We start from the raw sequence: 4,556 nt of genomic DNA on the forward strand, positions 1-4,556 counted from the left end.
CGTGTGCCAGACGTTCCCTCTGGACTCCCTTAAGGCAGGGCTGTGCCCTGCTATCCTACGCCTTACGGCTTCGGATAAAAGAATGGCGGCATGACGGTGACGGCTCTTGCGAGGGGGGTATCCCAAAAACACCGTCATCATCGACATGACCGTCATGCAGGGGGTGAGGGTGACAGTTGCGGCAGTCGGCAGGGGGTATCCCAAAACTGCTGTCACCACCGTCACCGCTGTCACCCCAAAGGACGGTCACCCGCCGAAAGAAAGGAGGAATCCGCCTATGCCTTATGCAATCCTGCGTTTCCAGAAACGAAAAGCGGGCGGCGTTGCGGCTTGTGAACGCCACAACGAGCGGAAGAAAGAAGCCTACAAAAGCAACCCAGATATAGATATGGAACGCTCTAAAAACAATTACCATCTCATAGCACCACCAAAGTACACCTACAAGAAAGAGATTAACCGCATGGTAGCCGAAGCGGGGTGCAGGACAAGGAAAGACAGCGTGATGATGGTGGAAACGCTCATCACAGCTTCACCAGAATTTATGAACCAGTTACCGCCCGAAGAACAAAAAGCGTATTTCCAGACGGCTCTTGACTTCATTTCGGAGCGTGTTGGAAAGCAGAATATCCTCTCCGCTGTCGTCCATATGGACGAGAGAACGCCCCATATGCACCTCTGCTTTGTGCCGATTACGCCAGACAATAAGCTGTCAGCGAAAGCTATCTTAGGCAACCAGAAATCATTATCCGAGTGGCAGACCGCCTACCATGAGCGGATGTCCTCACGGTGGAATCAGCTTGAACGGGGGCAGTCCTCAATGGAAACCAAGCGGAAACACGTCCCCACATGGCTCTATAAATTAGGCGGCAGGCTTGATAAACAGTATGAAGAAATCGTGTCTGCCCTATCCGACATCAACGCCTTTAACGCAGGGAAGAAAAGGGATAAAGCGTTAGATTTACTCTCTGCATGGCTGCCAGACGTGGAGAAATTCTCTAAGGAAATCGGGAAACAGCAGGCGTATATCGACAGTTTGAAAGAGAGAATTGGGCAGGAATCAGACTATGCGGGGCGTATGCGTGATGAAAAGTACGAGCAGGAACTAAAGGTGCAGAAAGCGAATCAGAAGATATTTGAATTGCAGAGAACCAACGAGCAGATGGGGCGGCTGCTGTCAAAAATACCGCCCGAAGTGTTGGAAGAATTGCAGAAAAATCATAGAAGCAGAGCGAAAGAAAGGTAGATATGTGAATGAAGAAACAGGATTTTAAGGTGTTAAAGACCAAAGACTTGTACCCGTTCCCCGACAATCCGTTTCATGTGGCAGAAGATGAAACACTGTCAGAGTTAGCGGAAAGCATCAAGGAATTTGGCATTGTCACGCCGATAATCACACGCCCGAAAGAGGACGGGGACGGTTATGAAGTGATTGCAGGACAGCGGCGTGTCCGTGCTTCTGAACTTGCAGGGATAAATACCGTGCCTGCGTTTGTCCTGCCCTTAGACCGTGACCGAGCCATCATCACCCTTGTAGACAGCAATTTGCAGCGTGAGAATATCCTGCCATCGGAGCGGGCGTTTGCTTACAAGATGAAATCCGAAGCCATGAAGCGGCAGGGTTTCCGCACAGACTTAACCTCGTCACAAGTTGTGACGAAGTTGCGGACGGACGACAAGGTGGCACAGGGCTTCGGCGTGGGCAGGATGACCGTGCAGCGTTTTATCCGCCTGACGGAACTGATACCGCCGATTTTGCAGATGGTGGACGAGGGGAAAATCGCCCTCACGCCTGCGGTGGAACTGTCCTTCTTGAAGAAAGACGAGCAGGAAAACCTCTTTGCCACGATGGAGAGCGAAGAAGCAACGCCCTCACTCTCACAGGCACAGCGGATGAAACAGTTAAGCCAGAGCGGGCGGCTTGACATGGATACGATATTTGCGATTATGACGGAGGAAAAGGGCAACCAGAAAGAAACCTTGAAAATCAACACAAGCAAGCTGAAAAAATACTTTCCGAAGAACACAACGCCGAAGCAGATGGAGGAAACCATCATCAAACTTTTGGAGCGTGAGTTGCAGAGGAAACGCAACCGTGACAGCCGCTAATCTTCTTTTTTCGGGAAGTAAATACAGAGAGTTGAGGTATGGAGAATGAGAGAAATCCAGTATGAAATCGTAAAGGAAATCGCAGTATTGTCTACGGGCGACAGTGGCTACACAAAGGAAATCAATCTCATTTCATGGAATGGGAAAGAGCCGAAGTATGACATCCGCAGCTTTTCCCCGAACCGTGAAAAGTGCGGCAAGGGAATCACGCTGAACGCTGATGAAGCGGCGGCACTCCTTAAAGCATTACAGAAAGAATTAAACAGCGAGGATTAATGGTATCTGATTGGCAGGGCGGGGACATTTCCAAACTCTTCCCTGCCCTGTCTGGAAAGGAAGATTTAAGTATGGGCGAGGATAAGAAAGCAGATAAAAAGAGAAAGCGTATCGTGCCAAAAGCACCAGTGCAGATGATAATCAGCCGTGAATATGTCGGCACACAGACCGTTACAGAAGCGTTTGTCCCGATTATCTCCGAGGATATTCGGAAGAAGATTGCCGAGGGCGACACCTTCGACAATGAGGGGCTGTCCGCTTAGAATGTACGCAATGGGACATGAAAACAGATAGGACAGATACGGAGGTTTTACAGTATGGCAGGAATCAAAGAAGAAAAGAAAATCTATTTAGTCGGCATTTATTGCCGCTTATCTAAAGACGATGGTACGGATAACGAGAGTGCGAGCATTGCGACACAGAAATCCATCCTCACGGATTATGTGAAAAAGCAGGGATGGCACATAGCAAAAACGTATGTGGACGATGGTTATTCTGGTACAAATTTCCAAAGACCAAGTTTCCAGAATATGATAAAAGACATTGAAAGCGGTCTGATAAACTGCGTGATTACGAAAGATTTATCCCGTCTGGGGAGAAACTATCTTGATTGTGGGTTATATCTGGAAGTTTTCTTCCCAGAGCATAACGTGAGGTATATAGCGGTCAATGACGGCGTAGATACCTTGAATAAATCTGCTATGGACATCACGCCTTTCCGCAACATTTTAAACGAAATGTATGCCGCTGACATATCTGTTAAGATAAAATCGGCATATCGGGCGAGGTTTCAACAGGGGAAATTCATGGGAACTACCGCCCCTTATGGCTATATCAAAGACCCTGCCGACCACAACCATCTGCTGATAGATGATAAAGTGGCACATGTTGTAAAAGAGATATTCGACCTTGCATTAAAAGGGAATGGAGTTGCCAAAATTTGCAGACATCTTAATAAACAGCATATCCTACGCCCTGCCGCTTATGCGGCGGAGCGTGGCGAAACAGGCTTTGAACGTCATTTTGAGGGGAACGAGGACAAACGCTATATTTGGAGTGGGAACAGCGTGAGGAGCATTTTAAGAAGCCCGATATATGCGGGAAATCTTGTAGGCTACAAACGGATTGCCGCCAATATGAAAAGCAAGAAACGCCCCTCTAAGCTGCCCGAAGAATGGGAAGTGATACCCAATACCCATGAGGGAATAGTCACGCAGGAGGAATTTGATATTGTCCAACAGCTTATTACAAGTCGTAGGCTTCCACAGAACAAGGGAGGATTTGTAAATATTTTTGCAGGCGTTATCAAGTGTGTGGACTGCGGATGTGCTCTGCGGGCAATGAACGTACACAGGAGGAAACGCCCAGAGATTATCGACTGTGTACAGTATTCATGTAATAATTATGCAAGAAACGGAAGAAGCGAGTGTAGTGCCCACAATATAGAAGCAAGGGATTTATTCAATGCCGTTCTTGCCGACATCAACTGTTTTGCGGATATGGCAGTGAATGATGAAAAGGCGGTCAGGGCCATAGAAAAGCGGCTCACGGAAACAGACCAGAGCAGGGCGAAAGCATTAGAGAAAGAACGTAAGAAGCTGAACAAACGCCTTGCGGAACTGGACAGGCTGTTTTCCTCTCTCTACGAGGATAAGGTCATGGAGCGTATTACCGAGCGGAATTTTGAGATGATGTCGGGGAAATACCAGAAAGAGCAGCTTGAAATTGAAGCAAGGCTGAAAGAGGTGACGGAAACTCTTAATGAAAGCTACGAGAAATCACGGGGAATCCGTGACTTCCTCGCCCTTATCCGAAATTATCAAGGCTTAAAAGAACTGGATGCAACAGTTATAAACGCACTCATAGACAAGATACTTGTTTCGGAGCGTGAGAAGATGGCAGACGGAACAGTGAAGCAGGAAATCAAGATTTACTATAAATTCATCGGCTTTGTCGATGAATTACATATCATACCTACAAAACGGTGGGCAGCAATGCCCGCTAAAAATTGTACGGTGTGCGGCGTTGAATATGTCCCGGGCTCTGGTGCATCAAGGTATTGTCCTGCTTGTGCCAAGAAGATACGGAGGGAGAAATCAAACGAGAGCAAACGCAGGAGCAGAGAACAGAAAAGGATAGCATGTATGAACTGTCCGCAAAAAATGACCGACTGA

General features: G+C 47.7%; 5 protein-coding genes. All 5 read left to right on the top strand.

Going from position 1 to position 4,556, the window contains the following annotated elements; translation table 11 throughout:
- Positions 1-277 precede the first annotated feature (277 nt).
- Entirely contained in the window at positions 278-1,243 is a 966-nt protein-coding gene (gene mobV / locus ACQRBH_RS16980) for a MobV family relaxase (protein WP_001820668.1), read from the top strand.
- An 8-nt stretch (positions 1,244-1,251) separates the two neighbouring features.
- Positions 1,252-2,106 carry a ParB/RepB/Spo0J family partition protein gene (locus tag ACQRBH_RS16985; protein WP_000743700.1) on the top strand — a complete coding sequence of 285 codons (855 nt, stop codon included), beginning with the start codon at positions 1,252-1,254 and terminating at the stop codon, positions 2,104-2,106.
- Positions 2,107-2,151: 45 nt separating this feature from the next.
- Complete coding sequence (locus ACQRBH_RS16990) at positions 2,152-2,382, top strand: YdbC family protein (RefSeq protein WP_001206986.1); 231 nt, start codon at positions 2,152-2,154, stop codon at positions 2,380-2,382.
- A 71-nt stretch (positions 2,383-2,453) separates the two neighbouring features.
- Complete coding sequence (locus tag ACQRBH_RS16995) at positions 2,454-2,645, top strand: hypothetical protein (RefSeq protein WP_001820669.1); 192 nt, start codon at positions 2,454-2,456, stop codon at positions 2,643-2,645.
- 54 nt (positions 2,646-2,699) lie between these two features.
- A complete protein-coding gene (locus tag ACQRBH_RS17000) occupies positions 2,700-4,556 on the top strand; it encodes a recombinase family protein (RefSeq protein WP_001820670.1) in 1,857 nt (618 codons plus the stop codon).

The sequence above is a fragment of the Bariatricus sp. SGI.161 genome (genome assembly GCF_050313695.1).
GTDB lineage: Bacteria > Bacillota > Clostridia > Lachnospirales > Lachnospiraceae > JAFBIX01.